Annotated in this window: 24 protein-coding genes and 1 tRNA gene; 12 read left to right on the top strand and 13 right to left on the bottom strand. The window is 68.6% G+C overall.

Annotated elements, in window-relative coordinates:
* Positions 1 to 34: 34 nt before the first annotated feature.
* Entirely contained in the window at positions 35 to 2095 is a 2061-nt protein-coding gene (gene parE, locus BY998_RS00790) for a DNA topoisomerase IV subunit B (RefSeq protein ID WP_110349715.1), read from the bottom strand.
* Between the two features lie 388 nt (positions 2096 to 2483).
* Between parE and BY998_RS00785 the strand changes: the two genes are divergently transcribed.
* Entirely contained in the window at positions 2484 to 2675 is a 192-nt protein-coding gene (locus BY998_RS00785; RefSeq protein WP_110349714.1) for a hypothetical protein, read from the top strand.
* Between the two features lie 27 nt (positions 2676 to 2702).
* Here BY998_RS00785 and BY998_RS00780 read toward each other — a convergent pair whose 3' ends face one another.
* The 4 genes from BY998_RS00780 to BY998_RS00765 all read right to left on the bottom strand — a co-directional run bounded on the left by BY998_RS00780 (position 2703) and on the right by BY998_RS00765 (position 7900).
* Positions 2703 to 3743, bottom strand: coding sequence for a low specificity L-threonine aldolase (locus tag BY998_RS00780; RefSeq protein WP_110349713.1), 1041 nt, complete (start codon positions 3741 to 3743; stop codon positions 2703 to 2705).
* 133 nt (positions 3744 to 3876) lie between these two features.
* The gene (locus tag BY998_RS00775) at positions 3877 to 5643 is read right to left on the bottom strand and encodes an ABC transporter ATP-binding protein (RefSeq protein WP_110350229.1); all 1767 of its coding nucleotides are present in this window, start codon (positions 5641 to 5643) and stop codon (positions 3877 to 3879) included.
* Between the two features lie 233 nt (positions 5644 to 5876).
* The gene (locus BY998_RS00770) at positions 5877 to 7232 is read right to left on the bottom strand and encodes an MFS transporter (RefSeq protein ID WP_110349712.1); all 1356 of its coding nucleotides are present in this window, start codon (positions 7230 to 7232) and stop codon (positions 5877 to 5879) included.
* Positions 7229 to 7900, bottom strand: coding sequence for a PRC-barrel domain-containing protein (locus tag BY998_RS00765; protein WP_110349711.1), 672 nt, complete (start codon positions 7898 to 7900; stop codon positions 7229 to 7231). The genes BY998_RS00770 and BY998_RS00765 overlap by 4 nt, the downstream gene beginning before the upstream one ends.
* Before the next feature lie 304 nt (positions 7901 to 8204).
* Between BY998_RS00765 and BY998_RS00760 the strand changes: the two genes are divergently transcribed.
* A complete protein-coding gene (locus tag BY998_RS00760) occupies positions 8205 to 8579 on the top strand; it encodes a hypothetical protein (protein ID WP_110349710.1) in 375 nt (124 codons plus the stop codon).
* Positions 8580 to 8594: 15 nt separating this feature from the next.
* Here the strand turns inward: BY998_RS00760 and BY998_RS00755 are convergent, their stop codons facing one another.
* Positions 8595 to 9035 (bottom strand): PRC-barrel domain-containing protein, encoded by a 441-nt coding sequence (locus BY998_RS00755; RefSeq protein ID WP_110350228.1) that lies wholly within the window; start codon positions 9033 to 9035, stop codon positions 8595 to 8597.
* A gap of 286 nt (positions 9036 to 9321) precedes the next feature.
* On the opposite strand from BY998_RS00755, the gene BY998_RS00750 reads away from it, so the two are divergent.
* Entirely contained in the window at positions 9322 to 9654 is a 333-nt protein-coding gene (locus tag BY998_RS00750) for an SWIB/MDM2 domain-containing protein (RefSeq protein ID WP_017486375.1), read from the top strand.
* Positions 9655 to 9749: 95 nt separating this feature from the next.
* Here BY998_RS00750 and BY998_RS00745 read toward each other — a convergent pair whose 3' ends face one another.
* Together BY998_RS00745 and BY998_RS00740 are read right to left on the bottom strand one after the other, a co-directional pair.
* Positions 9750 to 10541, bottom strand: coding sequence for an SDR family oxidoreductase (locus tag BY998_RS00745; protein ID WP_110349709.1), 792 nt, complete (start codon positions 10539 to 10541; stop codon positions 9750 to 9752).
* Positions 10542 to 10631: 90 nt separating this feature from the next.
* Entirely contained in the window at positions 10632 to 12014 is a 1383-nt protein-coding gene (locus BY998_RS00740) for an MFS transporter (protein ID WP_245421432.1), read from the bottom strand.
* Positions 12015 to 12116: 102 nt separating this feature from the next.
* Between BY998_RS00740 and BY998_RS00735 the strand changes: the two genes are divergently transcribed.
* The 3 genes from BY998_RS00735 to BY998_RS00725 are packed head-to-tail and all read left to right on the top strand — an operon-like array spanning position 12117 to position 14589.
* On the top strand, positions 12117 to 13136 hold the full coding sequence (locus BY998_RS00735) for an alpha/beta hydrolase (RefSeq protein ID WP_110349707.1): 1020 nt from the start codon (positions 12117 to 12119) through the stop codon (positions 13134 to 13136).
* Positions 13133 to 14053, top strand: coding sequence for an NAD(P)-dependent oxidoreductase (locus BY998_RS00730; protein WP_331289046.1), 921 nt, complete (start codon positions 13133 to 13135; stop codon positions 14051 to 14053). The genes BY998_RS00735 and BY998_RS00730 overlap by 4 nt, the downstream gene beginning before the upstream one ends.
* Before the next feature lie 8 nt (positions 14054 to 14061).
* Positions 14062 to 14589 (top strand): SMI1/KNR4 family protein, encoded by a 528-nt coding sequence (locus BY998_RS00725; RefSeq protein WP_110349705.1) that lies wholly within the window; start codon positions 14062 to 14064, stop codon positions 14587 to 14589.
* A 56-nt stretch (positions 14590 to 14645) separates the two neighbouring features.
* Here BY998_RS00725 and BY998_RS00720 read toward each other — a convergent pair whose 3' ends face one another.
* Positions 14646 to 15353 (bottom strand): glutathione binding-like protein, encoded by a 708-nt coding sequence (locus BY998_RS00720; RefSeq protein WP_110349704.1) that lies wholly within the window; start codon positions 15351 to 15353, stop codon positions 14646 to 14648.
* A 160-nt stretch (positions 15354 to 15513) separates the two neighbouring features.
* Positions 15514 to 15849 carry a hypothetical protein gene (locus tag BY998_RS23860; RefSeq protein ID WP_146221737.1) on the bottom strand — a complete coding sequence of 112 codons (336 nt, stop codon included), beginning with the start codon at positions 15847 to 15849 and terminating at the stop codon, positions 15514 to 15516.
* Between the two features lie 103 nt (positions 15850 to 15952).
* On the opposite strand from BY998_RS23860, the gene BY998_RS00715 reads away from it, so the two are divergent.
* The 4 genes from BY998_RS00715 to BY998_RS00700 all read left to right on the top strand — a co-directional run bounded on the left by BY998_RS00715 (position 15953) and on the right by BY998_RS00700 (position 17541).
* Positions 15953 to 16546: a PAS domain-containing protein gene (locus BY998_RS00715; protein WP_110349703.1), complete on the top strand. Its 594-nt coding sequence runs from the start codon at positions 15953 to 15955 to the stop codon at positions 16544 to 16546.
* 261 nt (positions 16547 to 16807) lie between these two features.
* Complete coding sequence (locus BY998_RS00710; RefSeq protein WP_110349702.1) at positions 16808 to 17023, top strand: hypothetical protein; 216 nt, start codon at positions 16808 to 16810, stop codon at positions 17021 to 17023.
* 99 nt (positions 17024 to 17122) lie between these two features.
* Positions 17123 to 17199: transfer RNA gene (locus BY998_RS00705), tRNA-Pro, on the top strand.
* A gap of 30 nt (positions 17200 to 17229) precedes the next feature.
* On the top strand, positions 17230 to 17541 hold the full coding sequence (locus BY998_RS00700; protein ID WP_110349701.1) for an ETC complex I subunit: 312 nt from the start codon (positions 17230 to 17232) through the stop codon (positions 17539 to 17541).
* A gap of 25 nt (positions 17542 to 17566) precedes the next feature.
* On the opposite strand, the gene BY998_RS00695 is transcribed toward BY998_RS00700, so the two are convergent.
* The 3 genes from BY998_RS00695 to BY998_RS00685 form a co-directional block, all read right to left on the bottom strand.
* A complete protein-coding gene (locus BY998_RS00695; protein ID WP_110349700.1) occupies positions 17567 to 18028 on the bottom strand; it encodes a nucleoside deaminase in 462 nt (153 codons plus the stop codon).
* Between the two features lie 14 nt (positions 18029 to 18042).
* Entirely contained in the window at positions 18043 to 19107 is a 1065-nt protein-coding gene (locus BY998_RS00690; RefSeq protein ID WP_110349699.1) for a spore photoproduct lyase family protein, read from the bottom strand.
* A 123-nt stretch (positions 19108 to 19230) separates the two neighbouring features.
* The gene (locus tag BY998_RS00685; RefSeq protein WP_110349698.1) at positions 19231 to 19998 is read right to left on the bottom strand and encodes an SHOCT domain-containing protein; all 768 of its coding nucleotides are present in this window, start codon (positions 19996 to 19998) and stop codon (positions 19231 to 19233) included.
* A gap of 226 nt (positions 19999 to 20224) precedes the next feature.
* On the opposite strand from BY998_RS00685, the gene glgX reads away from it, so the two are divergent.
* Positions 20225 to 22495, top strand: a complete 2271-nt coding sequence (glgX, locus tag BY998_RS00680) for a glycogen debranching protein GlgX (RefSeq protein ID WP_110349697.1) — start codon at positions 20225 to 20227, stop codon at positions 22493 to 22495.
* Positions 22496 to 22697: 202 nt separating this feature from the next.
* The gene (locus tag BY998_RS00675; RefSeq protein WP_110349696.1) at positions 22698 to 24287 is read left to right on the top strand and encodes a histidine kinase famiy protein; all 1590 of its coding nucleotides are present in this window, start codon (positions 22698 to 22700) and stop codon (positions 24285 to 24287) included.
* Positions 24288 to 24303 lie beyond the last annotated feature (16 nt).

The raw sequence follows: 24303 nt of genomic DNA, 5'->3' as shown, positions 1-24303 counted from the left end.
GACTCCGACGAACCTGCAGAGGCCGGGCAGACGATCAGATATCCAGCTCCGTCCCATCCGCGAACGCCGCCCGCTCGGTGATGAACGCGAAGCGCGCCTCCGGCTTGTTGCCCATCAAGCGCTCCACCGTATCGCCGGTCGATTCCCGTGCCTCGTCGAGGATGGCGACGCGCAGGAGCGTGCGCTTCTTCGGGTCCATCGTCGTCTCCTTGAGCTGCGCCGGCATCATCTCGCCGAGGCCCTTGAAGCGGCCGATCTCGACCTTGCCGTTCTTGAAAACGGTCTTGATGACCCGCTCCTTGTCCGCGTCGTCGCGGGCATAGGCCGACTTGGCGCCTTGGCTGATCCGGTAGAGCGGCGGGATCGCGAGATAGAGGTGCCCCTTGTCGATGAGCTTGGGCATCTGCCGGTAGAAGAAGGTGATCAGCAGCGAGGCGATGTGCGCGCCGTCCACGTCCGCGTCGGTCATGATGATGACCCGGTCGTAGCGAAGATCCCCCTCGCGGAAATTGGCGCCGGTGCCGCAGCCGAGCGCCAGCGTCAGGTCCGAGATGAGCTGGTTGGCCCCGAGCTTGTCGCGGCTGGCCGAGGCCACGTTCAGAATCTTTCCCCGCAACGGCAGCACGGCCTGCGTGGCGCGGTCGCGGGCCTGCTTGGCGGAGCCGCCGGCCGAGTCGCCCTCGACGATGAAGATTTCCGAGCCCGCGGTGCCGGCGGCCGAGCAATCGGCCAGCTTGCCCGGCAGGCGCAGCTTGCGGGTCGCCGACTTGCGGGCGACTTCCTTCTCCTGGCGGCGGCGCAGGCGCTCCTCCGCGCGGTCGATCACCCAGTCGAGCAGCTTATTGGCCTGGGCGGGCGAGGCCGCGAGCCAGTGGTCGAAGGCGTCGCGCACCGCCGTCTCGACGATCCGGGAAGCCTCCACCGTCGCGAGCTTGTCCTTGGTCTGACCCTGGAATTCCGGCTCGCGAATGAAGACCGAGAGCATCGAGGCGCAGGTCGCCATCACGTCGTCGGTGGTCACCGCCGTCATGCGCTTGGCCTGGTTCACGCGCTCGGCATGCTCGCGCAGGGCCCGCAGAAGGGCGACGCGCAGGCCGGATTCGTGGGTGCCGCCCTCCGGCGTCGGGATCGTGTTGCAGTAGGAATGCGAGACGCCGTCATCGGCGACCGTCCAGGCCACGGCCCATTCGAGCGAGCCGTGCGAGCCGGGCTTGGTCACCTTGCCCGAGAAGATCGTATCGAGGACGAGCTCTTTCCCCTCGATGTCCCGGGCGAGATAGTCCGACAGACCGCCTGGGAAGCGGTGCACGGCCTCGGCCGGCACGTCGTCGAGCCCTTCGAGCAGGGCGGGCGCGCAGCGCCAGCGGATCTCGACGCCGCCGAACAGGTAGGCCTTGGAGCGGGCCATCTTGAACAGGCGGCGCGGATCGAACTTGAGCGAGCCGAAGATCTGCGCGTCGGGATGGAAGCGCACGCGCGTGCCGCGGCGGTTCTGCACCCGCCCGATCGTCTCAAGCGCGCCCTGCGCATGACCGCGGGAAAAGGTCTGTCGGTAGAGGGTCTGGTTGCGGGCGACCTCGACCTCCAGCACGTCTGAGAGCGCGTTGACGACCGAGATGCCGACGCCGTGCAGGCCGCCGGAGGTCTCGTAGACCTTGGAGTCGAATTTTCCGCCCGCGTGCAGCGTGGTCATGATGACCTCGAGCGCGGACTTGCCCGGAAATTTCGGGTGGGGATCGACCGGGATGCCGCGGCCGTTATCGGTCACGACGAGGGAGCCCGACTCCTCCAGCTCCACCTCGATGAAGCTCGCGTGGCCCGCGACCGCCTCGTCCATGGAATTGTCGATCACCTCGGCGAAGAGGTGGTGCAAGGCCCGCTCGTCGGTGCCGCCGATATACATGCCGGGCCGGCGCCGCACCGGCTCCAGCCCCTCCAGCACCTCGATGGCCGAGGCGTCGTAGCCGGCCTCGGCCGGCTCCGGCGCGGGTGCAGGCTGCGCCGCCGCCACGGGCGTCAGGCGTCGCCGCCGCTCGGCCTCCGCGGCGGGCGGCTTGGCACCGGGTCCGAACAGGTCGCGTGCCGGATCGCTCACGCGACGGCTCCTCGAATCGGGTCGGAGGCGGGCTGCATGGCTCTTCATACCCTCGTTGTACTAGAACAAACAGGAAACAAAAAGCCTCCTATCCGCTTCCGCCGGTCGCAGCGTTTGCCCACGCCGCTCATGGTCACGCTCGGTCACACTCGCGCTCGGGCCCAGACTCGGCGTCGACTTGGCGTCAGACACGCCCCAGTGATGCGGGCGGATGGTTAAGCGTCTGTCACGATCCCGTGCCACGATCATTCGCGGCCGCCGCCTCCCTAGCATCTGCTGGCGGAGGGCAGAACGTTTGCGGGACGCAGCCGAGGGTGGCGACGGGAACAAACACCGTCCGCCGGACGTTTCATTCGTAAGCCTAGCTTGACCGTAGGGAGCCACGACGATGACCCCCGCTGCCGCCCAAGCGCGTCACACCTCGCTCCTTCGTCTGGAACAGGCCGCCGGTCAGGCCTTTGGTTATGCCGAGGAGCAGGAGCCGGCAAGCGCCCGTTCCTCCATGCTGCTCTCCTCGTCGGGTTTCGCCATCGCCACGGTGGCGACGGCGCTTGCCGCCACGATCACCTATCTCGTCTGAGCGCGGAGCCGGTCGCGGGCGGCGTCCTCACGCCGCCGCGGGCAGGGCGCAGTGGCGGATATCGCGCGCCAGCGCGTCGACCCGGGCCGGGTCTGAATCCCAAGCAAACATGAAGCGGGCCGCTCCGCCGATGAAGCCGTAGAACTGCCAGCCGCGAGCGCGCAGACCCTCCTGCACCGGGAGCGGCAGGTTCAGGAACACCCCGTTGGCCTCGACCGGCGCGGCGAGCGAGACGCCGGGCAGGTCAGCGATTCCCCGGACGAGACGCTGGGCGCAGTCGTTCGCGTGCCGGGCATTGCTCAACCAAGCTTCGCTCTCCAGCATTCCGACCCAGGGCGCCGAGAGGTAGCGCATCTTCGAGGCGAGCTGCCCGGCCTGCTTGCAGCGATAATCGAAATCCTGCGCCAGACGCGGATCGAAGAAGATCACGGCCTCGCCCACCGCCATGCCGTTCTTCGTGCCGCCGAAGCACAGCACGTCGACCCCCGCCTTCCATGTCAGCTCGGCCGGCGAAGCGTCGAGCGAGGCGCAGGCATTGGCGAAGCGCGCGCCGTCCATGTGCAGCCGCAGGCCGAGCGAGCGGCAGAGCTCGGCGATGCCGGCGATCTCCGCCACCGTGTAGACCCGCCCCGTCTCCGTCGCCTGGGTCAGCGTCACCGCCCGCGGCTTGGGGAAATGGATGTCGCTGCGCTTGCCCGCGATGGCCCGCACGAGGTCGGGGTTCAGCTTGCCGTCCTCCGTGGGGGCCGTGAGCAGCTTCGAGCCGTTGGAGAAGAATTCCGGCGCCCCGCACTCGTCGGTCTCGATATGCGCGGAGTCGGCACAGATCACGCTGTGGAAGGACTGGCAGAGCGAGGCGAGCGCCAGGGAGTTGGCCGCCGTGCCGTTGAAGACGAAGAAGACCTCGCACTGCGTCTCGAACAGCCGCCGAAAGCCGTCCGCGGCGGCCTGGGTCCAGCTGTCGGCGCCGTAGGCCGGCGCGTGGCCCGCATTGGCCGCCTGCATCGCGGCGAGGGCTTCCGGGCAGATCCCGGCATAGTTGTCGCTGGCGAATTGCTGCTCGGCCACGGCGCGTCCCAGACTGCTCGACGAAAAGAACGGGCCGGACGACATCGCGGTCGTCCGGCCCGATCCTTCGAAGATTAGGCGGCCACGGGGTCTCCCGGCAACCGCTCCGTGTCGGTGGCTGCGTCGCACGCCCTCAGGCGGCGGCGAGCGACATCGACATCGATTCCTTCTTCATCAGCTCGCGGTAGAAGCCGTCGAGATGGGTGAGCTTCTCCGGCGAGCCGTCCTGGACGATCTTGCCGCCCTCCAGCACGACGATCCGGTCGAAATCCTTCAGCGTCGAGAGGCGGTGGGCGATGGCGATCACCGTGCGGCCCATCATCAGGTTGGCCAGAGCGGCGCGGATCGCCTCCTCGGATTCGGCATCGAGCGCTGAGGTCGCCTCGTCGAGGAGCAGGATCGGCGAATCCTTCAGGATCGCCCGGGCGATGGCGATGCGCTGGCGCTGGCCGCCGGAGAGCTTCACGCCGCGGTCGCCGACGATGGTGTCGAAGCCTTCCGGCAGGGCCTGGATGAAGTCGGTGCAGTGCGCCGCCTCGGCCGCCTTCCAGACCTCCTCGTCGGTCGCGTCGGGGCGGCCGTAGCGGATGTTCTCGCGCAAGGAGCGGTGGAACATCGACACGTCCTGCGGCACCACCGTGATCGCCTCGCGAAGCGATTCCTGCGTGACCCGGTTGATGTCCTGACCGTTGATCAGGATGCGGCCGCCCTGCACCTCGTAGAAGCGCTGGATCAGCGAGAACAGGGTCGACTTGCCGCCGCCCGACTTGCCCACGAGGCCGACCGTCTGACCCGGGGGGATCAGGAGATCGAAGTCGGAGAAGACGGTGCGCCCATCGGGGTAGCTGAAGGCCACGTGGTCGAAATGCATCTCCGCGCCGGTCTGGCCGACGAGGGTTTCCGCCTCGGGGTGATCGACGAGTTCGTGCGGCTGCAGCAGGGTGTGCAGCGCCTCGGAGAGGCGGGCGGTGTGCTGGGTCGCGTCCACCAGCGCCACGGCGAGGTCGCGGGTCGCGGCCAGGATGCGGATGCCCAGCGTGCAGACCAGCACGACCTGACCGGTGGTGGCTTGGCCCGCCTCCCACATCTTGATCGACCAGTAGAGCAGGCCGAGGATCGAGATGACGGTGAGGATGGCGTGGGTGATGCGCAGCTTCTCGAGATAGAGCAGCGACGAGCGGCGCGCCCGCATCTCCGAGCCGATGGTGCCGTCGAAGCGAACGATCTCACGGTTGAAGGCCGAGAAGGCGCGAACGAGCGGCATGTTGCCGACGAGATCGACCATCTCGCCGTCGACGCTGGCGGCTTTCGCCGCGAAGTCATGGTGCAGCGGCTTGCCGGCGGAGGCCATCTTGAACATCAGGAGCACGACCGCGGCGAAGATGCCGGCGAGAACGAGCGCCATCGTGAGGTTCACGGTGCCGATGTAGATGATCGACAGCGTGGCCGCGACGCAGGGCGGCATCACGTTGAACGTGAACATGTTCTCGACGGTGAAGATCGCGTTCGAGGTCGCGGTGATGCGCGAGGCGAGCGTGCCCGGCTGGCGGTCCGCGAAGAAGGACGGGGCGTGGCCCGTCATGTGGCGGAAGAGATCGCGGCGGATGTCGCCGGTCACGCCCACGAAGGTGAAGGCGCCGACCAGCGCCGCGACGCGCCAGAGCAGGTTGTCGGCGGCGATGAAGGCGATCAGCAAGGCCAACGCCGACCAGACCTGCCCGGTGCTCGGCCCCTTGCCGAGGGCGTCCACCACGCCCTTCAGGGCGTAGTCCGTCGAGACCGAGAAGGTCACGGCGCCGAGAACGGCGAACAGAATCACCAGGTGGGGGATGATCCGGCGCTTGAGATAGCGCCCGACGAAGGCCCCCGGCCTGTTGGCGTATTGGCAGAGATCTTCCATCGCGATCGTCAGTCCCGATTCGATCAGACCCGCTGGGCGCCGATTGTGGCCGAAGGGCGCGCAGAGCACCCGTTAACCGCAACGCGAAGCGTCGCCTTATGTTTCGCGCGCATGCAGCTTTCCACCCGATAAGGCGGCGAAGCTGAACCGACTTTGAGCGTGGATGCGGCGCACAACGATTCCAAGCGCGTCGCGCCGCGCAGGTCAAGGCTCCCCACGGAAGCTCCCACCCCTCACGCCGCCTCGTCCCCATCCGTACGGCGGGTCTCCGGCATGATGAGAAGCACCAGGGCGAGGCCAGCCGCCCCGACCACGGCGAGGCCGAGGAAGGCCGCTTGGCTGCCGAGTTCGTCCGCCATGAAGCCGGCGAGCGCCGTGGAGAGGGCCGCGCCGATGCCCATGCCGGTCCCGACCGCGCCGAGCGCGGTGTTGAAGCGGCCCGTCCCCCGGGTCACGTCGGAGACGATCAGCGGCACCATCACCCCGAGCACCGAGGCGGAGATGCCGTCGAAGACCTGGATCGCCACCATCCAGTAGGGGTCGCTCACGAGGGCGAAGAGCAGCCCGCGGATCGGCAGGGCGGCGAAGCCGATCAGCAGAAGGGGCTTGCGGCCCCAGCGCTGGGCGAGCCGGCCGACGAAGGGGGCGGTCAGCGCCAGCACCGCCTGCGGGACCATGATGCAGGCGGCTACCAGGGCCGTGGCGGTCTCGCTGGCCCGCAGGGTCATGACGCTGCCGACCAGCGGCAGCATCGCGGCGTTGGCAAGGAAGAACAGCACCATGCAGGCGGCAAAGCACAGCAGCGCCCGATTCTTCAGGAGCGCGCCGAGGCCGCCGGCCTCCCTCGTCTCGGGCTCGCGGGGTGGCGCGCTCCGACCCTTGCCCGGCTCGGGATTGCGGCCCGACGGAATGAAGGAGAGCGAGACCAGGGCCGGGATCACGAGAAGGCCGGCGAGGTAGAACACCGCGTCGTTCGAGAAGTAGTAGCCGATCGCCCCCATGCCGGCGGCGCCGAGCGCGTTGCCGATCGCCGAGAAGCTGGCGTTGCGTCCCAGCCGCTCGCCGGCACGGGCATGGCCGACGAGGCCGATGGAGATCGCGGCGATGGACGGCGTCAGCACGCAGCTCGCCGCCGAATGCAGCGCCATGGCGAGCATGACGGAGAGATAGGTGGGGAAGGCCGCGAGCATCACGGCGCTCGCCCCGACCCAGAAGGCGGAGAAGGCGGCCGCGAAGCGCTTCGAGCGGGAGGCGTCGACGAAGGCGCCGCCGGGCATCTGCCCGAGCAGGCTCACGAGGCTGCCGACGGTCAGGGCGAGCCCGATATCGGCCTGCGTCCATTTCTGCTGGGTGAAGTAGACGGCGACGAAGGGCCCGAAGCTGGTCTGAAGGTTGGCGATGAAGAAGGTGAACGCGTCCAGGCCGTAGGTGGCCCGGCGCGACGGCCCGGTGGGGCCGTGCGCGGGCTCGCTCGGACGACCCGGGCGGCGGCCCGGCCGCGCGCCGGCGCGGTCGCGGGGATCGCTGCGGGGAATGTCGCGTTCGCGCGAGGGAACCGCGCGCCTCTCCGTCACCGGGCTGGCCGTCATCTGTCCGGCGTCTTCTCCTGCGGCCGGTCGGCGGCCTTGTCGGAGGGCGCGGCGGCCTTCTCGGCGGCGGGCGCGGCGGAGGCGTCGCTCTCAGGCGGCGGGTTCGGGCTGGTGGCGCCGAGCACCACGATGGGCTCCCCGGACTTGTACTCGGGCGAGACGCGGACCTGATTCCGGTTGAGCTGGAGCGTGAGGCGGCCGACCTTGCCCTCGGTCGTGAACTTCAGGACGCGCCAGTCCACGGCGATCTTGCGGGAGCCGACCCCGAGGAAGCCGCCGAAATCGATCACCGCGGCGCGGGGGCGCCCGTCGCGGTCGACGATGACGTCGATGATCCGGCCGAGGTCGTCGCCGTTCATGGCGCGCACGCTCTTGCCGAGCAGGCTCTCGTAATCCTGGGTGTCGAGCACCACGGCGGGCGTGCCCCCGCCTTGGGATGGCACCGCGGCGCCGTTCTGGGCGGGCGGCGGCTGAGGCACGGGCGGCACCGGCGGAGCAGGCGTCGGCTGAGGCGGCGAGGCCGCGGGGGGAGGCGTCATGGTGGACGCGGGGGGCGAAGCCTCGCCGGATGCGCCCGATACGCCCCCAGATGTTCCCTCTGCGGCCACGGCCGCCGTGGCGAGGAGGGCGATCGCCGGTGTCACGATCGTCCGTAGCAGTCTGACCACCCCAGTACCTCTCGACAGTCTGGTTATTCGCGCGCCGGGTCCGACGGATCGGTCGCACCCGGACGGTATGGTGCAGGCGGACGCATCGTCCATGCCCGGCAACAAGGGCGAAGTTGTGGATGGGTCGGCCACGCCGCAGCCGTGAGGCTCGCCGGCTTCCGGGCCGCCGGGGAAGGGGCAGGTGGCGTGGACACCGTCGCCCGCCGTCTGGTTTTCGCCAAATCCCTGTCCTAGAGCGGTGTTCGAGAAGACACGACAGGACACCCTGAGGTTCGGGGTGTCCGGCACGAGGACAGGACTGCCAATGCCCCACCCGTCCAGACTTTGCGCTGCGGCGCTCCTCGCGGCGAGCCTCGGCGGCTGCCAAGCCCTGGGCGGCGGTGGCGGCGTGATGCCGGAAACCGAACTCGGGCCGCCCCCCTCCATGCGCGGGAGCCTGCCGAACCGCGCGACCCGCAGCGCCCAGGTCGACGACGACGGCGCCCCGATCGCGACCCGGCCGACGCGCTCGCTCGAACTGCCCAAGAACGTCCGCGGCGAGACCCGCACCGCCGATACCGGCCCGCGCCGCATCCGGCGCGAGGAGATCGACGGCGAGCCGACGGCGCGGAGCAGCTCCGGCGGCCTCGCACCCCAGATGGGGGCGGGCGGCAGCGTCGGCCTCGGCGGCAAGTTCTGAGAAGGGCCGGCCGCGCTACGCGGTCGGCGCCTTGCGGCCTCCGTAGTGATCGTCGAGGCGGCCGCCATAGCCCGGATCGGAGAAGGGATCCTCGCCGGGCCCGTGAGTCGGCGCGCCCTCCAGCTCGGCGGGATCGATATCGACCACGTAGCCGCCGAGTTCGACCGAGTAGGTCAGGGCTTTCCACGGCAGCGGATGGTAGGCCTCGCCGAAGCCGAGGAAGCCGCCGAAGGACAGGACGGCGTAGGCGACCTGTCCCGAGACCTTGTCGACCATGAAATTGTGAACGCTGCCGAGATGGCGGCCGGTCCCGTCATAGACCGGCGTACCCTCGACCTTGTCGGAGGCGATCAGCCGGGGCGTCTCGGAGGTCGCCACGCCCTCGCCGGAGCTCGGGTCCAGCTCCAGGCTTCCCGGCTTCCGGTAGCTTCGCTCCTCGGGCAGGTCCGTCGGCATCGGCATCTCCACGCTGTCCCCGTGCGGGGTCTTGCTTGAATGCGGCGCACCCGTCACGGTTCCGCGACCGATCACGGTGCGCGATTCGCGGGGCCGGATATCCGCTCCGCCCGCGTGAACGGCCCGCCTCGCTGCGGATAAGCTCCGCTGATCTGTGGATGGACGAGGGTCCGACACCGTTCTCCCCTTGGAACGGGCGCGGCACCGCTTAGTTGTTGGACCTTAGTGCCCCGAGACCCCCGGGCTCGTGTCACCTATCTGCCGGACCGCAGGACGGAGGGAAACCATGGCTACCAAGACGACGGAGAAGAAGGCGGCTGCGCCCAAGAGCGCCCCGAAGAAGGAGACCGCCACCAAGGCCGCCTCCGGCACGAAGCCCAACGCCCTTCAGCAGCCCCTGAAGCCGTCTCCCGAACTCGCCGCCATCGTCGGCGACAAGCCCCTGCCGCGCGGCGAAGTCGTCAGCAAGGTGTGGGAGCACATCAAGAAGCACAATCTCCAGAACCCGGAGAACAAGCGCGAGATCGTCGCCGACGACAAGCTGAAGAAGATCTTCGGCAAGGATAAGTGCTCGATGTTCGAGATGAACAAGCACCTCGCCGCGCACCTGAAGTCCTGATCGCGACCTGAGACGTTCGCGGACCGTCCCTCCGGAGCGGTGCCGGCCTGTCCCAGGCCGGCCCGTCTTCCCGGATGGCAGACCCTCGTGACGCCTCAGGCGATCCCGCGCAGCACCCCGCCATCGACCCGCAGGGCCGCCCCCGTGGTGGCGCTCGCGGCGGGCGTGCAGAGATAGGCCACCATGCTGGCCACCTCCTCCGGCTGCGCGAGGCGCTTCAGGAGCGAGGTCGGGCGGTTCTCGGCGATGAAGGCGCGACCCTTGGCTTCGAGGTCGCCCTCGCCCCCGCCCATCGATTCGAGGAAATCGGCGACGCCTTCGGTGAGCGTCGGGCCGGGCAGGACGCTGTTGACGGTGACGCCGCTGCCTCCCACCGTTTCGGCGAGACCGCGGGAGACGGCGAGCTGCGCCGTCTTCGTCACACCGTAATGGACCATCTCGACGGGGATGTTGATCCCCGACTCGCTGGCGATGAAGACGATCCGTCCCCAGCCGCGCTCCACCATGCCGGGGCCGTAGGCCCGTGACAGGCGGATGCCGCTCATCACGTTCACCTCGAAGAAGCGGCGCCACTCGGCATCCGGGATCTCGAAGAAGGGCTGCGGCTCGAAGATCCCGGCATTGTTGACGAGGATGTCGACCCGCGGCAGCGCTGCGACGAGTTCGGCCGTGCCCTCCTCGGTGCCGACATCGCCGATGCCGGCGATGAACTCGCCCTCGGGCACCTCGCCACGCAGCCGCTCGATCGCCGCATCGACCCGCTCGGCGGTGCGGCCGTTGACGGCGACGTAGGCGCCGAGTTGTCCGAGAGCGCGGGCGACGGCGTAGCCGATGCCGCCGGTCGAGCCCGTCACGAGGGCGCTGCGCCCCTTCAGATCGATGTCCATCGCCCATCCCGCCCTAGGCGCCCGCGCCCAGCGGACGCTTTCATGGCCACAACGCGCGAGCCCGAAATTGGTGCGTCGCGGGAGCGGCGATCAGGGTCCCGTCCGGCGCAGGCCGCTCGCCACCGCCCCGGCCAGCGACAGGGCCACGGCGAACCATAGCGTGAGGGCGAAGGCGCCTGCCGGCCCGTCGGCGGCAATGCCGAACAGCACCGCCACCAGCGCCGCCCCAAGGGATTGGCCGACGAGGCGGGCGCTCGACTGCATCCCGCTCGCCCCGCCGCTGCGCTCCCGCGGGGCGCTGGTGATGATGATCTTGTTGTTGGGCGACTGGAACAGTCCGAAGCCGAGTCCGCAGAGGGTGAGGCGCCAGACCACATCGAAGGTCGTCGGTGCCGGGGGCAGCAGCGCGAGCCCGATGAGGCCCACCGCCAGCAGGACGAGGCCGAGGCTGCCCAGGAGGCCCGGCGGGTAGCGGTCGGCGAGCCGGCCCGAGAGCGGCGCCACCGCGGCGATGGCGAGCGGCCAGGGCGTCATCAGCAGGCCGGTGCGCGCCTCCGAGAAGCCCAGGCCCTCCTGGAAGTAGAAGGGCAGGGCGACGTAGGCGGTCATCTGCGCCGAGAACGAGCAGATCGAGGCCACCATCGAGAGGGCGAAGGCCGGGATTCGCAGCAGGTCGAGGGGCAGGAGCGGCACGGCCCGTCGCAGCTGCACGCGCACGAAGACGAAGCCGACGACGACGGCGGCGACGATCTCCGCATAGGCGAGCGGACGCGTGTTCGGATCGGCGAGTCCGTCGACACCGACGATCAGGAGGCCGATGGTCAGCGCGTTGAGGCATGCGCTGCCGATGTCGAAGCGGCGGGCGGAGCGGGGCGTGAGCGGCAGGGTGCGCGAGCCCACCGCCAGAGCCACGGCCCCGACCGGCAGGTTGACGAGGAACAGCCAGGGCCATGTCGCCACCGAGAGGATCGCGGCGGCGATCGTCGGCCCCGCGGCGGAGGCGACCGCCACGATGAGCGCCACGTTTCCGACCCCGCGCCCGATCAGGCGGTGGGGATAGATGAAGCGAACGAGCGCGATGTTGACGCTCATGATCCCGGCCGCGCCCAGGCCCTGCGCCACCCGCGCGGCGGTGAGGCTGGTCAGGTCCGGCGCGAGCGCGCAGGCGAGCGAGGCGAGGGTGAAGACGGCGAGCCCGCCGAGATAGATCCGGCGATAGCCCAGGATTTCGCCCAGGCTCGCGAGCGGCAGCAACGCGGCGGTGACCGCGATCTGGTAGGCGCTGACGACGAAGATGGCTTCGGAGGGGGGCACGGCGAGATCGCGAGCGATCACGGGCAGGGCGACGTTGACGATCGCCCCGTCGAGCACCGCCATGGTCATGGCGAGCGCGATCGCGCCGAGCGCCAGCCAGCGCTCGAGCGGCGGCAGCCCGTCCGTGCCGCTTCCCCCCGTGATCGTCTGCGCGCTCACTCTGTCACCTTCCGGAGCTTGCAGGCGGCCCATCCGCCCTATCTGTCCGTCACCGGACGACACCGAGCCAACAGCTGGCCGACAGGCCGAGACGGAGCTTCCATGCGTGCCCTCCCGATCCTCGCGCTGTGCCTCGCGCCGCTTCTGGCGCTGACATCCGCCCCGGCGCCTGCCGAGGAGACGCCGCCCCCCGTGCCGCTCGGCATCGGGCTCGAAGGCTTCGCCTATCCCTTCCCGGTGCGCTTCCTGCCGCTGACCCGCGACGGCGAGGCCCAGCGCCTCGCCTACATGGACGTGGCCCCCACCGACAACGCCAACGGCCGCACGGTGCTTCTGCTGCACGGACGCAACTTCCCTTCGAGCTACTGGGAGCCGGTGATCCGCGCCCTCACGAATGCGGGCTTCCGCGTCGTGGTCCCCGACCAGCTCGGCTTCGGCAAGTCCTCGAAGCCGATCGGCGCCTTCACCTTCGACCGCATGGCCGCCGACACGGTGGCGCTCGCCGACAGCCTCAAGATCCCGCGCTTCGACATCGTGGCCCATTCCATGGGCGGCATGCTCGCGGTGCGCATCGCCCGCAGCTACCCGCAGCGGGTCAATTCCCTGGTGCTGGAGGCGCCGATCGGTCTCGAGGATTACCGCTACAGCGTGCCGCCCGTCTCCGACGAGACGCTGATGGCCCGCGAGGGCGACCTGAGCGCGGAGGCCTACCGCAAGCAGCTGATGACAAGCTACGCGCTCTCGATCCCGGCCTCGGCGATCGAGCCGTTCGTGTCGATCCGCGAGCGGGTGAAGGGCTCGGGCGAGTTTCCGCGCTGGCTCAAATCCTTCGTGAACTCCTACCAGATGATCTGGGGCCAGCCGGTCGTCCACGAGATCCCGCTCGTCAAGGCGCCGACCCTGTTCGTGATGGGCGCCAACGACCGCAACGCGCCGGGCAAGGGCTTCGCGCCGACGGAACTGCGCTCCGGGATGGGCGACAATACCGGCCACGCCCGGGCGCTCGCCAACCGGATGCCCAACGGAAAGGCGGAGGTCATCAACAATGTCGGCCACCTCGTCCACATGGAGGCGACCGAGATGTTCAACGCGCTGACGCTCGAGTTCCTCAACACGCACTGAGCCGGGCGCATCGTGCCGGCCCTTCGCAACGGAAGATCGGGAGACGGACGATGGATGTCGGCTTCATCGGGCTCGGACGGATGGGCCGGGCCATGGCGGCGCGGCTCGTCGCAGCGGGCCACCGGGTGCGGGTCTGGAACCGCTCGCCCGAGGCGGCCCGCGCGGTCGAGGGCGCCGAACCCGTGGCGAGCGCCGCCGAAGCCTTTGCCGGTGATGCCGCGTTCACCATGCTCGCCGACGACGCGGCCCTGCGCGCCGTCACGGTCGAGGGTGGGCTGCTCGATTCCGGGCAGCGGCCGGGCGTACATGTCGGCATGTCCACGATCTCGGTGGCGCTCGCCCAGGAGTTGGCGGCGATCCACGAACGGGCGGGCGTGGCCTACGTCTCCGCCCCCGTCTTCGGCCGGCCGGACGCGGCTTCGAGCGGCGCCCTCCACATCATCGCCGCGGGCGACGACGCCGCCATCGCCCGGGTGCAGCCGCTCTTCGACGCCATGGGCCAGAAGACCTGGCGCTTCGGCGCGGAGCCGGAGCGGGCCAACGCCGTCAAGCTCGCGGGCAATTTCATGCTGGTTTCGGCCATCGAGGCGATGGGCGAGGCGGCGGCCTTCGCGGAGGGGCACGGCATCGCCGGCGCCGACGTGCTGGAGATGCTCACCAGCACGCTCTTCGCCTCTCCGGTCTACAAGAATTACGGCGCCATGATCATGGAAGGTCGCTACGAGCCGCCGGGCTTCACCATCCGGCTCGGTCTCAAGGACGTGCGGCTCGCACTGGCCGCGGGCGAGGCGGTCAACGTGCCGATGCCGTTCGCCAGCGTGCTGCGCGACAACCTCCTCGACGCCATCGCCCACGGCGACGGCGACAAGGATTTCGCCGGCCTCGCGACGGTGGCCGCCCGGCGCAGCGGGCGCTGAACCGCTCGATGTCCCTGAGCGACCTGCGGGCCGTCCTCGCGCCGCCGTCCCATCCGCGGGAGACCGGCGGCGCGCCGTGGCCGGAGGTCGAGCATCGGATCGGGTCCGCCCTGCCGCCGGACTACGAGCGCTTCATCGAGACCTACGGCAGCGGCCGGATCGGCGACTTCCTCGTCGCGCTCAACCCGTTCACGGCGAACCCGCGTATCGACCTGATCGATCACGCCCTGCACGACCCGGAGGGGATGGCGCTCCTGAAGGCGAGCCACCCCGATCACTACCCGCTCGACCGCTTCCCGAAGACAGGCGGGCTCATGCCGTTCGCCGTCACCGACAACGGCGACACGTTCTACTGGGTAACCTCGTCGCCGCCCGATCGGTGGCCCGTCCTCCTCTACGCGTCGCGCGGGCCGGACCACGACAGGTTCGACAGCCCTATGACGGCCGTCCTGGCAGGCCTGCTCGGCGGCAGGATGAGGTCCGAGATCCTTCCCGCCGGGTTTCCGGGGACGGCTCCGGCCTTCGTTCGGGTCTGATACCGCGCCGGAGGGAGACGGCCGCCGGGCGAGCGGCGGCCGTCCGGCTCGCGCCCCTACCGCTTGGTGTTGACCGCGGTCTGACCGAACATTACCTTCTTGGCGTCCTCGTTCATGGGCTGACCATAGTTCGGGTTGACCTCGGCGGCGCGGGCATAGGCGGCCTGGGTCGCGGGGCGCGCGGCAATCGCCTCGAACCAGCGCTTGAGATGCGGGTGGTCGTCGAGGCGCTGACCCTGCTTCTCCCACGGCACGATCCAGGGATAGGCCGCCATGTCGGCGATGGTGTAGTCCGCCCCCGCGACGAAGGCGCGGTCTGAGAGCCGCCGGTCGAGCACGCCGTAGAGGCGGTTCGTCTCGTTCACGTAGCGGTCGATGGCGTAGGGGACCTTCTCCGGGGCGTATTGCGAGAAATGGTGGTTCTGACCGAGCATCGGTCCGAGGCCGCCCATCTGCCAGAACAGCCATTGCAGGGTCTCGGCCCGGCCGCGCAGGTCGGCGAGCAGGAAGCGCCCGGTCTTCTCCGCAAGGTAGAGCAGGATCGCCCCCGACTCGAACAGCGAGACCGGCGCGCCGCCATCGGCGGGCGCCCGGTCGACGATGGCAGGCATGCGGTTGTTGGGCGCAATCTTGAGGAAGGCCGGGTCGAACTGGGCGCCCTTGCCGATGTCCACCGGGTGGATCGTGTAGGGGAGCCCGGCCTCCTCCAGGAACATCGTCACCTTGTGACCGTTCGGGGTCGGCCAGTAGTGGAGGTCGATCATCGTGTGCCTCGATTCCGGGGCGCGCGGGCGGCGGCGCCGGTTCTGCGGCGAGGTGGCATCGCCCCACCCTGCGATCAAGCTGGGCGTGCTTCCGCGCTGGGGTCCGAACCCAATCAATGCGCCATCATGAGAAGTATCTTGTGGTCGTAGGAGGACGGCATCAATCCGTAAGATGCATCACGAAAAGCCGATCGATGAGAGCGATGAGTGCCTCACGCTGCCGGCTTCCTTCGCCGCGCCGCAAAAACGAGGCAATGGTCTCTTCTGTTGTGTTCTGACTTGCACCCTCACCAACCCGCCGCACGACAGGCCTGCCTTGGACGTCGAGCGTCAAGAACCATTGCGTGCCATCTTCATCTACACTCAGATGCTGGGTCTCTTTCGACTCTCGGAATGCATCGATCGGAACGCCAAGCGATTCCGCGAGTTCACGCAGACGATTTGTTTCTGATGTGGAATTCGGCCTCTTCCAGTCCGAAGGCAGGATAGAGCTCATGTCGTTCGACTTCCCTACACGCCCAAGACCTTTGGCAGCGAACCTGATGGAAGCAACTCCTTTAGGCGACTGCCTATTTTAGCATCGGGTTGGGTGTTTGGGCATGCCGTATGTTGCAAGTCGATACTGGCTGGAATTTTTGCCCGATGCATTGACCGCCTCCCAAGTCGGCATTTGGGAGACGGATTTCGAAAACGACCGCACCGTTGCGGATGCCACCACCGCCGCCTTGTTCGGCCTCGACCCCGCGCAAGCCGCGAGGGGATTGCCGCTGGCTGCTTATGTGCAAGCTATCTTTCCAGCTGACCGGGAAGAGTTTTCCACCAACATCAATCGCGTGTGTGAGCATGGAGGATTGTTGGTCGCCGAGTATCGCGTGCGCTCGGCAGCGAGCGGGGTGCGTTGGCTGTTGGCGCGAGGTCACTACAAACGCGATAATAACACCGGAGAAGTTATCGGGCGAGGCATTGTCGTTGACATTTCCGAGATCAAGAAAAATGGGCAAGCGGAAGATTGCGCCCTCTTTGTTCTGCCGAGAAGGGATGAGCCTCCGCTTGATCGTCTCGCGACCTATGCGCTTCAAGCACGGCGCGTGATTGATGAAACAGCCGAGCATGAGCGACCAGCGTTGCAGCAAGCCGTTGAAAACCTGCTTTGGGCAGTCGGGCGAGCAATTGCCAAGCGTAGCCATTTTTGAAGTTTTCTTGCTGCAAGCAACGTCGAATTGTCGGACATCCCGACTCTCGCAAGGTCGAGCTGATTTATTTTCGATCCCAGGGTGATCGCTTGAGAGCGATCATCCTGGTTTTTTGCCGGCCTCGGTCGTCGGCGCCCTCGTCGGCGGGCTCGAACCTTCGCTCCGCGTGATCGCCATGTGTCCCGCGCCTTGAGCGCATTCTTTCAACGAAGCCTTCACTGCTTCCGTGCTGCGATGGTGCGTCGGTGAAGGGAGTGGACGATGGTCTCGGCGGTCTCGACAAGTTCGGCGGGTCTCGCCGCCGCCCTCCAGCGCTTCGACGGGGCGGCGACTCGCGTCGCCTCGCCCCAGGCGGCGGCCGAGCCCACCGCGGCGGTCACCGACGTCGTCTCGGCCTCTCTCGGCGTGGCGGTGAACACGGCGGTGCTGAAATCCTCGATCGAATCCGAGAAGCGCGTCCTCGATATTCTCGTCTGAGGGAGATTTTGGGCCGCGCGAACACCCATGCGTGCATCCGTCCGCCTTGCCGCGGCGGGGCCGAGGCGGTATCTCCGTCAGGCCCTTGAGAGGGGGTGTCGGGGTGTAGCGCAGTCTGGTAGCGCATCTGCTTTGGGAGCAGAGGGTCGTAGGTTCGAATCCTATCGCCCCGACCATGCTTCAAGCCCGGAGACGGCAGACGTCCGATGTCGAGCGCCCGCATCTATCGTCCCACCAAGGATCCCACGCAGTCGGGGCTCGCCCGCACCAAGCAGTGGGTGCTGGAATTCGACCGGACCAGCCCGCGCGAGATCGATCCGCTGATGGGCTGGACCAGCTCGTCCGACATGCTCCAGCAGGTGCGGCTGGAATTCGATACGTCCGAGGAAGCGGTGGCCTACGCCAAAGCGGCCGGCATCGCCTTCCAGGTCGAGGAGACCAAGCCCCCGCTGCCGCGCCGGGGCCTGTCCTACTCCGACAATTTCAAGTTCAACCGCACCGCGCCCTGGACGCATTGAAGCCTCGCCTCGACGCGAGACCGGCTCAGCGCCCCTTCCGCTCCGCCCAAGCGCGGTAGGGGCTGGGCTCGCCCGTCAGCGGGTAATGGCGCACCTGCATCGGCTGCTCGTCCAGCGGCCGGCAGAGTTCGGCGTAGATGCCGGCGCTGACGAGCCCTTCGGCCTCCGCCTCCTCGGCCGTGAAGGCGAAGTAGCCCTGCTCGATCCCGGCGAACCGCATCGCCGCGTGGCACATCGGGCAAGGCCGCCCGCTGGCGTAGACGATGCAATCCGCGAGCTTGGGCCGGCCGAGGCTTTGGCTTGCCGCGCGCAAGGCCACCATCTCGGCATGGTCGGTGGGGTCGTTGGTGGCGTGGATGCGGTTGGCCGCCCGTGCGACGACCCGGCCCTCGGCCACGATGACCGCGCCGTAGGGGCTGCCACCTTCGGCGACGTTGGCCAGCGCGAGTTCGGTCGCCTCGCGCAGGTAGCTCTCGTGATCCGGCATCTCGTCTCCTTTCGTCAGAACGCGTAGCGCACCCGGCAATAGGGCATCCGCTCGGCGAGCAGCGCCTTGAAGCGGGTGAGCCATTTCCCCTTCCAGCCCGTGCGGTAGCGCAGGTTGTCGCCGCCGCCCTCGGAGCGCTTGGCCTCTTGGATGTCCGGCCGCCAGAGCAGGTCCTCGGCTTTGGGGTGCCAGCCGAGATTCACGTCGTGCAGCCCGGCATTGTGGGTCAGCATGATGATCTCGCATTTGAGCTGGGCTTTGGCCGCCTGCGAGATCGTCCCGTCGATCTCGTCGAACAGGGCCGCCCAATCCGCCTCCCAGCCCTCGTAGAGGATCACGGGGGAGAAATTGACGTGGACCTCGTAGCCCGCCGCCAGGAAGTCGTCGATCGCCGCGATCCGTTCAGGCATCGGCGCGGTGCGCACGTCGACCACCCGGGCGATCCGCGCGGGCATCAGCGAGAAGCGGATGCGGGTGCGTCCCTGCGGATCGTAGGCGAGCAGGTCGCGGTTGACCGCCTTGGTGGCGAAGGAGCCCTTGGCGTTGGGCAACCCGCGGAACAGCGCCACGAGATCGCGGACGTTGTCGCAGATCATCGCATCGACCGAGAGGTCGCCGTTCTCGCCGAGATCGTAGACCCAGGCCGCCTCGTCGATCTGGTCGGGCTCGGGCAGCGAACCCTGCTTGGCCGCGTGGCGGGTGATCGCCGCGCCGACCGCGTCGACGTTCACGAACAGCGAGATCGGGTTGGAGAAACCCTTTCGGCGCGGCACGTAGCAATAGGCGCAGGCCATGGCGCAGCCGTTGGAGGTGGACGGCGCGATGAAGTGGGCGGATCGACCGTTGGGGCGCATCGAGAGCCCCTTCTTCACGCCGAGCACCAGCGTCGAGCGCTTGATGTGCAGCCAGTCCTCGACCGAACCCTCGTTGCCGTGGAGTGCCGGGATGTTCCAGTGCGAGGGCACCTCGATCCGCTCGGCGTTGGGAAACCTCGAAAAAACCTCGCGACCGCGCGGATAATCGGCGACCGCGGCCTCGTGGAAGATGCGGTCGATGTCGATGAGGTCGCGCCGGGCCATGGCCGGGATCTAGGGCGGTCCCGGCTCTCCGGCGGGTCCTGCGGCGACAGGCCGTCCCCTCATGGGCCGGCGGACACCGCCCCGGATGGCTTTCGCCTCGCTTCGCCGTGGCACCGAGGACGTTTAGAGCCGCGCGAGCAGCTCCGCTTTCTTGGCCGAGAATTCGGCGTCGGTCAGCACGCCCTTCCGGTGCAGTTCGGCCAGCCGTTCGAGAACCGAGAGGATGTCGGCGGAACCCGCACCCGATGCAGCGGGACGCTGCGGAGAGGCGGCGGCCTCGGGCGAGGTCGGGCGAGCCGCGACTGCTGACGACACGGACGTTGCGCCGCTCGTCGGCGCCGACGGGTGGGCCGCCGCGTCCCGCTCGACCGGCGTCAGATCCTCCAGGGAAAAGCTCCCCTGCGGTCCGCTGAAGCGGAACGAGGCGGTCCCGCCCTGCTGCTGCGAGGTGCCGGTGACGACCCGGTCGCCGGTGTCGTAGAGGGCGAGCCGACCCTCCGTCTCGACGGCCAACCGCTGCGCGGCGGGGAAGAACGCGTAGCGCGTCCCGTTCTGCGCGCCCGCGCTCGACGGCTGACCCAGCTCCGCCGGCCACCAATTGCCCGAGGCGGCCTCCTCGCGAAAGCCGGAGAGGGGGAGGGCGGCGGCGAGTTCGGTGCACAGGGCATCGACCCGAGCCTTCAGGGCGTGATCGTTCATGCGCCCGACCATGACCATGCCGCCCCGCGACCATTGGCCGAATCCGCCCAGATCGGGATGATCGAACTGGGCCATGTTGCCCTGTCCCGATTGAAGGGCTCGCAGCAGGTGGCGCACCGCCTCCAGGCTCACGCCGTGACGGTCGGCCAGGGCCTGGAGGCCACCGGGCCGATGCTCGGGTTCTTCGATCATGGGCGCTTCCCTGCTCGAACGCGGCGCGGCTGACCGTGGCCGCATTGAAACGCGAGCCCGCACCGCGAGTTTCGTCCTTGGCCTAGCACATCCGCGTCGGCGCGCTCCGGCGATCAGAAAAATTTGCTGCATCGCGTCAGTCGGCACGGAGCTTCGCCGTTCCGCGCACGTTCTGAGTCCGGCCGGGCCCGAGGCGGGGCACCACCAAAACGAGAATGGGACGACGATGGCCGATACCGACAGGACCGCGATGCCGAAGCCGCGCACCTCGCGCACGCGTATCCGCGAGGGCTCGCCCCATCCGCGCGGCGCGACGTGGGACGGGCGGGGCGTCAACTTCGCGCTGTTCTCGGCCCACGCCACCAAGGTCGAGCTGTGCCTGTTCGACGACGAGGGCAAGAACGAGATCGAGCGGATCGAGCTGCCGGAATACACCGACGAGGTCTGGCACGGCTATCTGCCGGACGCGCGGCCCGGCACGATCTACGGCTACCGCGTCCACGGCCCCTACGAGCCGGAGGCCGGTCACCGCTTCAACCCGAACAAGCTCCTGATCGACCCCTACGCCAAGGGACTGGTAGGCACGATCGAGTGGAACCCGGCTCTGTTCGGCTACAAGATGGAGACCGGCGACGACCTCACCTTCGACGAGCGCGACTCGGCCCCCTACACCCGCCGCTCGCGGGTGATCGACCCGGCCTTCACCTGGGGCCGCGACGCCAAGCCCCGCGTGCCGTGGGAGCGCACCATCGTCTACGAGACCCACGTCAAGGGCTTCACCAAGCTGCACCCGGCGGTGCCGGAGAAGCTGCGCGGCACCTATGCCGGCATGGGCCACCCCGCCGTGCTCGACTACATCAAGAGCCTGGGCATCACCTCGGTCGAGCTCTTGCCGGTGCATTCCTTCGTGCAGGACGACTACCTGCAGCAGAAGGGCCTGATCAATTACTGGGGCTACAACACGATCTCGTTCTTCACCCCCGCCCGGCGCTACGCGGCGGTACCGGACTTCGCCTTCTCCGAGTTCAAGGAGATGGTGGCCCGCATGCACGGCGCCGGCCTCGAGGTGATCCTCGACGTGGTCTACAACCACACGGCCGAGGGCAACGAGAAGGGTCCGACGCTGTCCTTCAAGGGCGTCGACAACGCCTCCTACTACCGGCTGCTGCCGAACCAGCCGCGCTACTACATCAACGATACCGGCACGGGTAACACCTTCAACCTCTCGCATCCGCGGGTGCTGCAGCTCGTCACCGACAGCTTGCGCTACTGGGCGACGGAGATGCGGGTCGACGGCTTCCGCTTCGATCTGGCCACCATCCTCGGCCGCGAGCCCTACGGCTTCGACGAGGGCGGCGGCTTCCTCGATACCTGCCGCCAGGACCCCGTGCTCAACGACGTGAAGCTCATCGCCGAGCCGTGGGATTGCGGTCCCGGCGGCTATCAGGTCGGCGGCTTCCCGCCGGGCTGGGCCGAGTGGAACGACCGGTTCCGCGACGACGTGCGCGGCTACTGGAAGGGCGATTCCGGGCTGCTGCCGGGACTCGCCTCGCGCATCACGGCCTCGGCCGACAAATTCAACAAGCGCGGGCGCCGCCCCTGGGCTTCGGTGAATTTCATCACCGCCCATGACGGCTTCACGCTCAACGACACGGTCTCGTACAACGAGAAGCACAACGAGGCGAACGGCGAGGGCAACCGCGACGGGCACGGCCACAATCTCTCCTACAATTACGGCGTCGAGGGCCCGACCGACGATCCCGAGATCCGTTCGGTGCGGTTGCGCCAGATGCGCAACCTGCTCGCCACCCTCTTCCTGTCGAAGGGCACGCCGATGCTCTTGGCCGGCGACGAGTTCGCCCGCACGCAGCAGGGCAACAACAATGCCTATTGCCAGGACAACGAGGTGTCCTGGGTCGATTGGGGCGCCATCGGCGAGGAGGAGCGGGATCTCGCCGAGTTCACGCAGCGCCTGATCCTGCTGCGCAATTCGCTTCCCATGCTGTCGCGGGGCCGCTTCGTGACGGGGGCCTACGACGAGGAGTTCGGCGTCAAGGACGTGACCTGGCTCACCCCGACCGGCATCGAGATGAGCCCGGAGAACTGGAACGACGGCAACTCGCGCACGCTGGCCGTCCTGCTCGACGGGCGCGCCCAGGCGAGCGGCATCCATCGGCGCGGGGGCGATGCCACCCTGCTCCTGTTCTACAACGCCTATCACGACGTGGTGGACTTCACCTTCCCCGAGGCGCCCGGCGGCACCGCCTGGACGCGGCTGCTCGATACCAACCTGCCCGACAGCCAGGAGGTGGAGAGCTTCGCGGTCGGCGAGAGCTACTCGGTCACCGGCCGCTCGATGCTGATGTTCGTGCTCAAGCCGGTCGAGAACGAGGGCGAGGAGCACACAGACATGGAGCGTTCCTACCAGTACGTGATGCAGGCCTTCGAGCGGGCGAATGTCGAGAGCGTCAGCTTCGGCATCGACGAGGAAGGCTGACCGCACCCGCCTCAGGCACAGCGACCGCATCGTCCCGAAAGCCGCTTTTAGGGCTTTCGGGAGGGAAACGGCGATGCGAAAGCGAGGACCGAGCCACGCGTTTCGGAATCGACGTTCCGCGACGGGTGGCTCGTCCCTCGTGTCGAGGATGCCGCGGCGCGGGTGCCGACGGTTCGGACGTAACGCCACGCCGCGGGTTCGCATGACCGACGACATCCCCGAGAAACGCCCACACGGCACCCATCGCAGCGTCGAGGCGGCGGCCGCCGGCCGGGAATTCGAGGCCGGCAGCGGCATCTTCTTTGCCGCCGTCGAGATGACGCGTATGCCGATGGTCGTGGTCGATCCGCATCAGGACGACGATCCGATCGTCTTCGTGAACCCGGCCTTCCTGACCATGACGGGCTACGCGCGGGAGGAAGTGGTCGGCCGCAACTGCCGCTTCCTGCAAGGTCCCGAGACCGACCCCGCGACCCGGGCCGAGGTGGCGGAAGCCGTTCGGCAGCGGCGGGACGTGGCCGTCGAGATCCTGAATTACCGCAAGGACGGGTCCAGCTTCTGGAACGCGCTCTTCGTGAGCCCGGTCTTCGACCCGGCCGGCAAGCTGCTCTATTTCTTCGGCTCGCAGCTCGACATCACCCGCCGCCGCATCGCGGAGGATGCGCTGCATCAGGCCCAGAAGATGGAGGCGCTCGGCCAGCTCACGGGCGGCATCGCCCACGACTTCAACAACCTGCTCCAGGTCATCCTCGGCTACGCCGACTCGCTCGCGAGCAACCTGGACCGGCCGGACGCCGACAAGGGGCGGATGAGCCGGGCCGTCGGCAATATCCGCGACGCGGCCGAGCGCGCCTCGACGCTGACGCAGCAACTGCTCGCCTTCGCCCGCAAGCAGCGCCTCGACGACCGCACCATCAACCTCAACGATCTCGTCGCGGGGATGCAGGAGCTGGCCGGGCGCACGCTGGGCGAGGCCGTGACGATCGAGACCGATCTCGCCCCCGATCTCAAGACCTGCCGGATCGATCCGACCCAGGCCGAAGTCGCGCTGCTCAACGTGCTCATCAACGCCCGGGACGCGATGCCCGAGGGCGGGCGCGTCACCATCGCCACGCGCAACGAGGAGGCCGGCCGCTCGGGCCGCTCCGTCTGCGTCCGCGTCACCGATACGGGCGCCGGCATGCCGTCCGAGGTGCTGGCGCGGGTGATGGACCCGTTCTTCACCACCAAGGAGGAGGGCAAGGGCACCGGCCTCGGCCTCTCCATGGTCTACGGTTTCGCCAAGCAGTCGGGCGGCTCCGTCCAGATCGAGTCGGTGGTGGGGGAGGGCACAACGGTCAGCCTGTGCTTCCCGGCGACCGACGAGGCCGCGAGCGAGGAGAGCCCGCCGGCCGCCGTCGCCGAGGAGCGGGCGGGTACCGAGACGATCCTGATCGTGGACGACCGCCCCGACGTGGCCGAACTCGCCCGGGCGATCCTGCGCGATTACGGCTACGTCACCCTCATGGCCCGCCACGGCCGCGAGGCCCTGGAGATCTTGGGCGACCACCCGGAGATCGATCTGCTCTTCTCCGACCTGATCATGCCCGGCGGCATGGACGGCCTGTCGCTCGCCCGCGAGGCGCGGCGGCGCCATCCCGATCTCAAGGTTCTGCTCACCACCGGCTACGCCGAGGCGAGCCTGGAGCGAACCGGACTGGAGCGTCCGGAGTTCGATATCCTGAACAAGCCGTACCGCCGCGCCGAGCTGATCCGGCGGGTGCGGGCGGCGCTCGACAGCGCAGGCGGCTAGCGCGACGCGCCGCCGG

The sequence above is a fragment of the Methylobacterium sp. B4 genome, from assembly GCF_003201865.1.
Classification (GTDB): domain Bacteria; phylum Pseudomonadota; class Alphaproteobacteria; order Rhizobiales; family Beijerinckiaceae; genus Methylobacterium.
The sequence above is the reverse complement of the archived record's forward strand: the minus strand, read 5'-3'. Positions and strand labels throughout refer to the sequence as shown.

Bases quoted from the DNA above. Each gene is read 5' to 3' on its own strand.
- BY998_RS00785 (WP_110349714.1), top strand. From the start codon at position 2,484: ATGACCCCCGCTGCCGCCCAAGCGCGTCACACCTCGCTCCTTCGTCTG.
- BY998_RS00775 (WP_110350229.1), bottom strand. From the start codon at position 5,643: ATGGAAGATCTCTGCCAATACGCCAACAGGCCGGGGGCCTTCGTCGGG.
- BY998_RS00770 (WP_110349712.1), bottom strand. From the start codon at position 7,232: ATGACGGCCAGCCCGGTGACGGAGAGGCGCGCGGTTCCCTCGCGCGAA.
- BY998_RS00760 (WP_110349710.1), top strand. From the start codon at position 8,205: ATGCCCCACCCGTCCAGACTTTGCGCTGCGGCGCTCCTCGCGGCGAGC.
- BY998_RS00755 (WP_110350228.1), bottom strand. From the start codon at position 9,035: ATGCCGACGGACCTGCCCGAGGAGCGAAGCTACCGGAAGCCGGGAAGC.
- BY998_RS00750 (WP_017486375.1), top strand. From the start codon at position 9,322: ATGGCTACCAAGACGACGGAGAAGAAGGCGGCTGCGCCCAAGAGCGCC.
- BY998_RS00745 (WP_110349709.1), bottom strand. From the start codon at position 10,541: ATGGACATCGATCTGAAGGGGCGCAGCGCCCTCGTGACGGGCTCGACC.
- BY998_RS00735 (WP_110349707.1), top strand. From the start codon at position 12,117: ATGCGTGCCCTCCCGATCCTCGCGCTGTGCCTCGCGCCGCTTCTGGCG.
- BY998_RS00725 (WP_110349705.1), top strand. From the start codon at position 14,062: ATGTCCCTGAGCGACCTGCGGGCCGTCCTCGCGCCGCCGTCCCATCCG.
- BY998_RS00720 (WP_110349704.1), bottom strand. From the start codon at position 15,353: ATGATCGACCTCCACTACTGGCCGACCCCGAACGGTCACAAGGTGACG.
- BY998_RS23860 (WP_146221737.1), bottom strand. From the start codon at position 15,849: ATGAGCTCTATCCTGCCTTCGGACTGGAAGAGGCCGAATTCCACATCA.
- BY998_RS00715 (WP_110349703.1), top strand. From the start codon at position 15,953: ATGCCGTATGTTGCAAGTCGATACTGGCTGGAATTTTTGCCCGATGCA.
- BY998_RS00710 (WP_110349702.1), top strand. From the start codon at position 16,808: ATGGTCTCGGCGGTCTCGACAAGTTCGGCGGGTCTCGCCGCCGCCCTC.
- BY998_RS00700 (WP_110349701.1), top strand. From the start codon at position 17,230: ATGTCGAGCGCCCGCATCTATCGTCCCACCAAGGATCCCACGCAGTCG.
- BY998_RS00695 (WP_110349700.1), bottom strand. From the start codon at position 18,028: ATGCCGGATCACGAGAGCTACCTGCGCGAGGCGACCGAACTCGCGCTG.
- BY998_RS00690 (WP_110349699.1), bottom strand. From the start codon at position 19,107: ATGGCCCGGCGCGACCTCATCGACATCGACCGCATCTTCCACGAGGCC.
- BY998_RS00685 (WP_110349698.1), bottom strand. From the start codon at position 19,998: ATGATCGAAGAACCCGAGCATCGGCCCGGTGGCCTCCAGGCCCTGGCC.
- glgX (WP_110349697.1), top strand. From the start codon at position 20,225: ATGGCCGATACCGACAGGACCGCGATGCCGAAGCCGCGCACCTCGCGC.
- BY998_RS00675 (WP_110349696.1), top strand. From the start codon at position 22,698: ATGACCGACGACATCCCCGAGAAACGCCCACACGGCACCCATCGCAGC.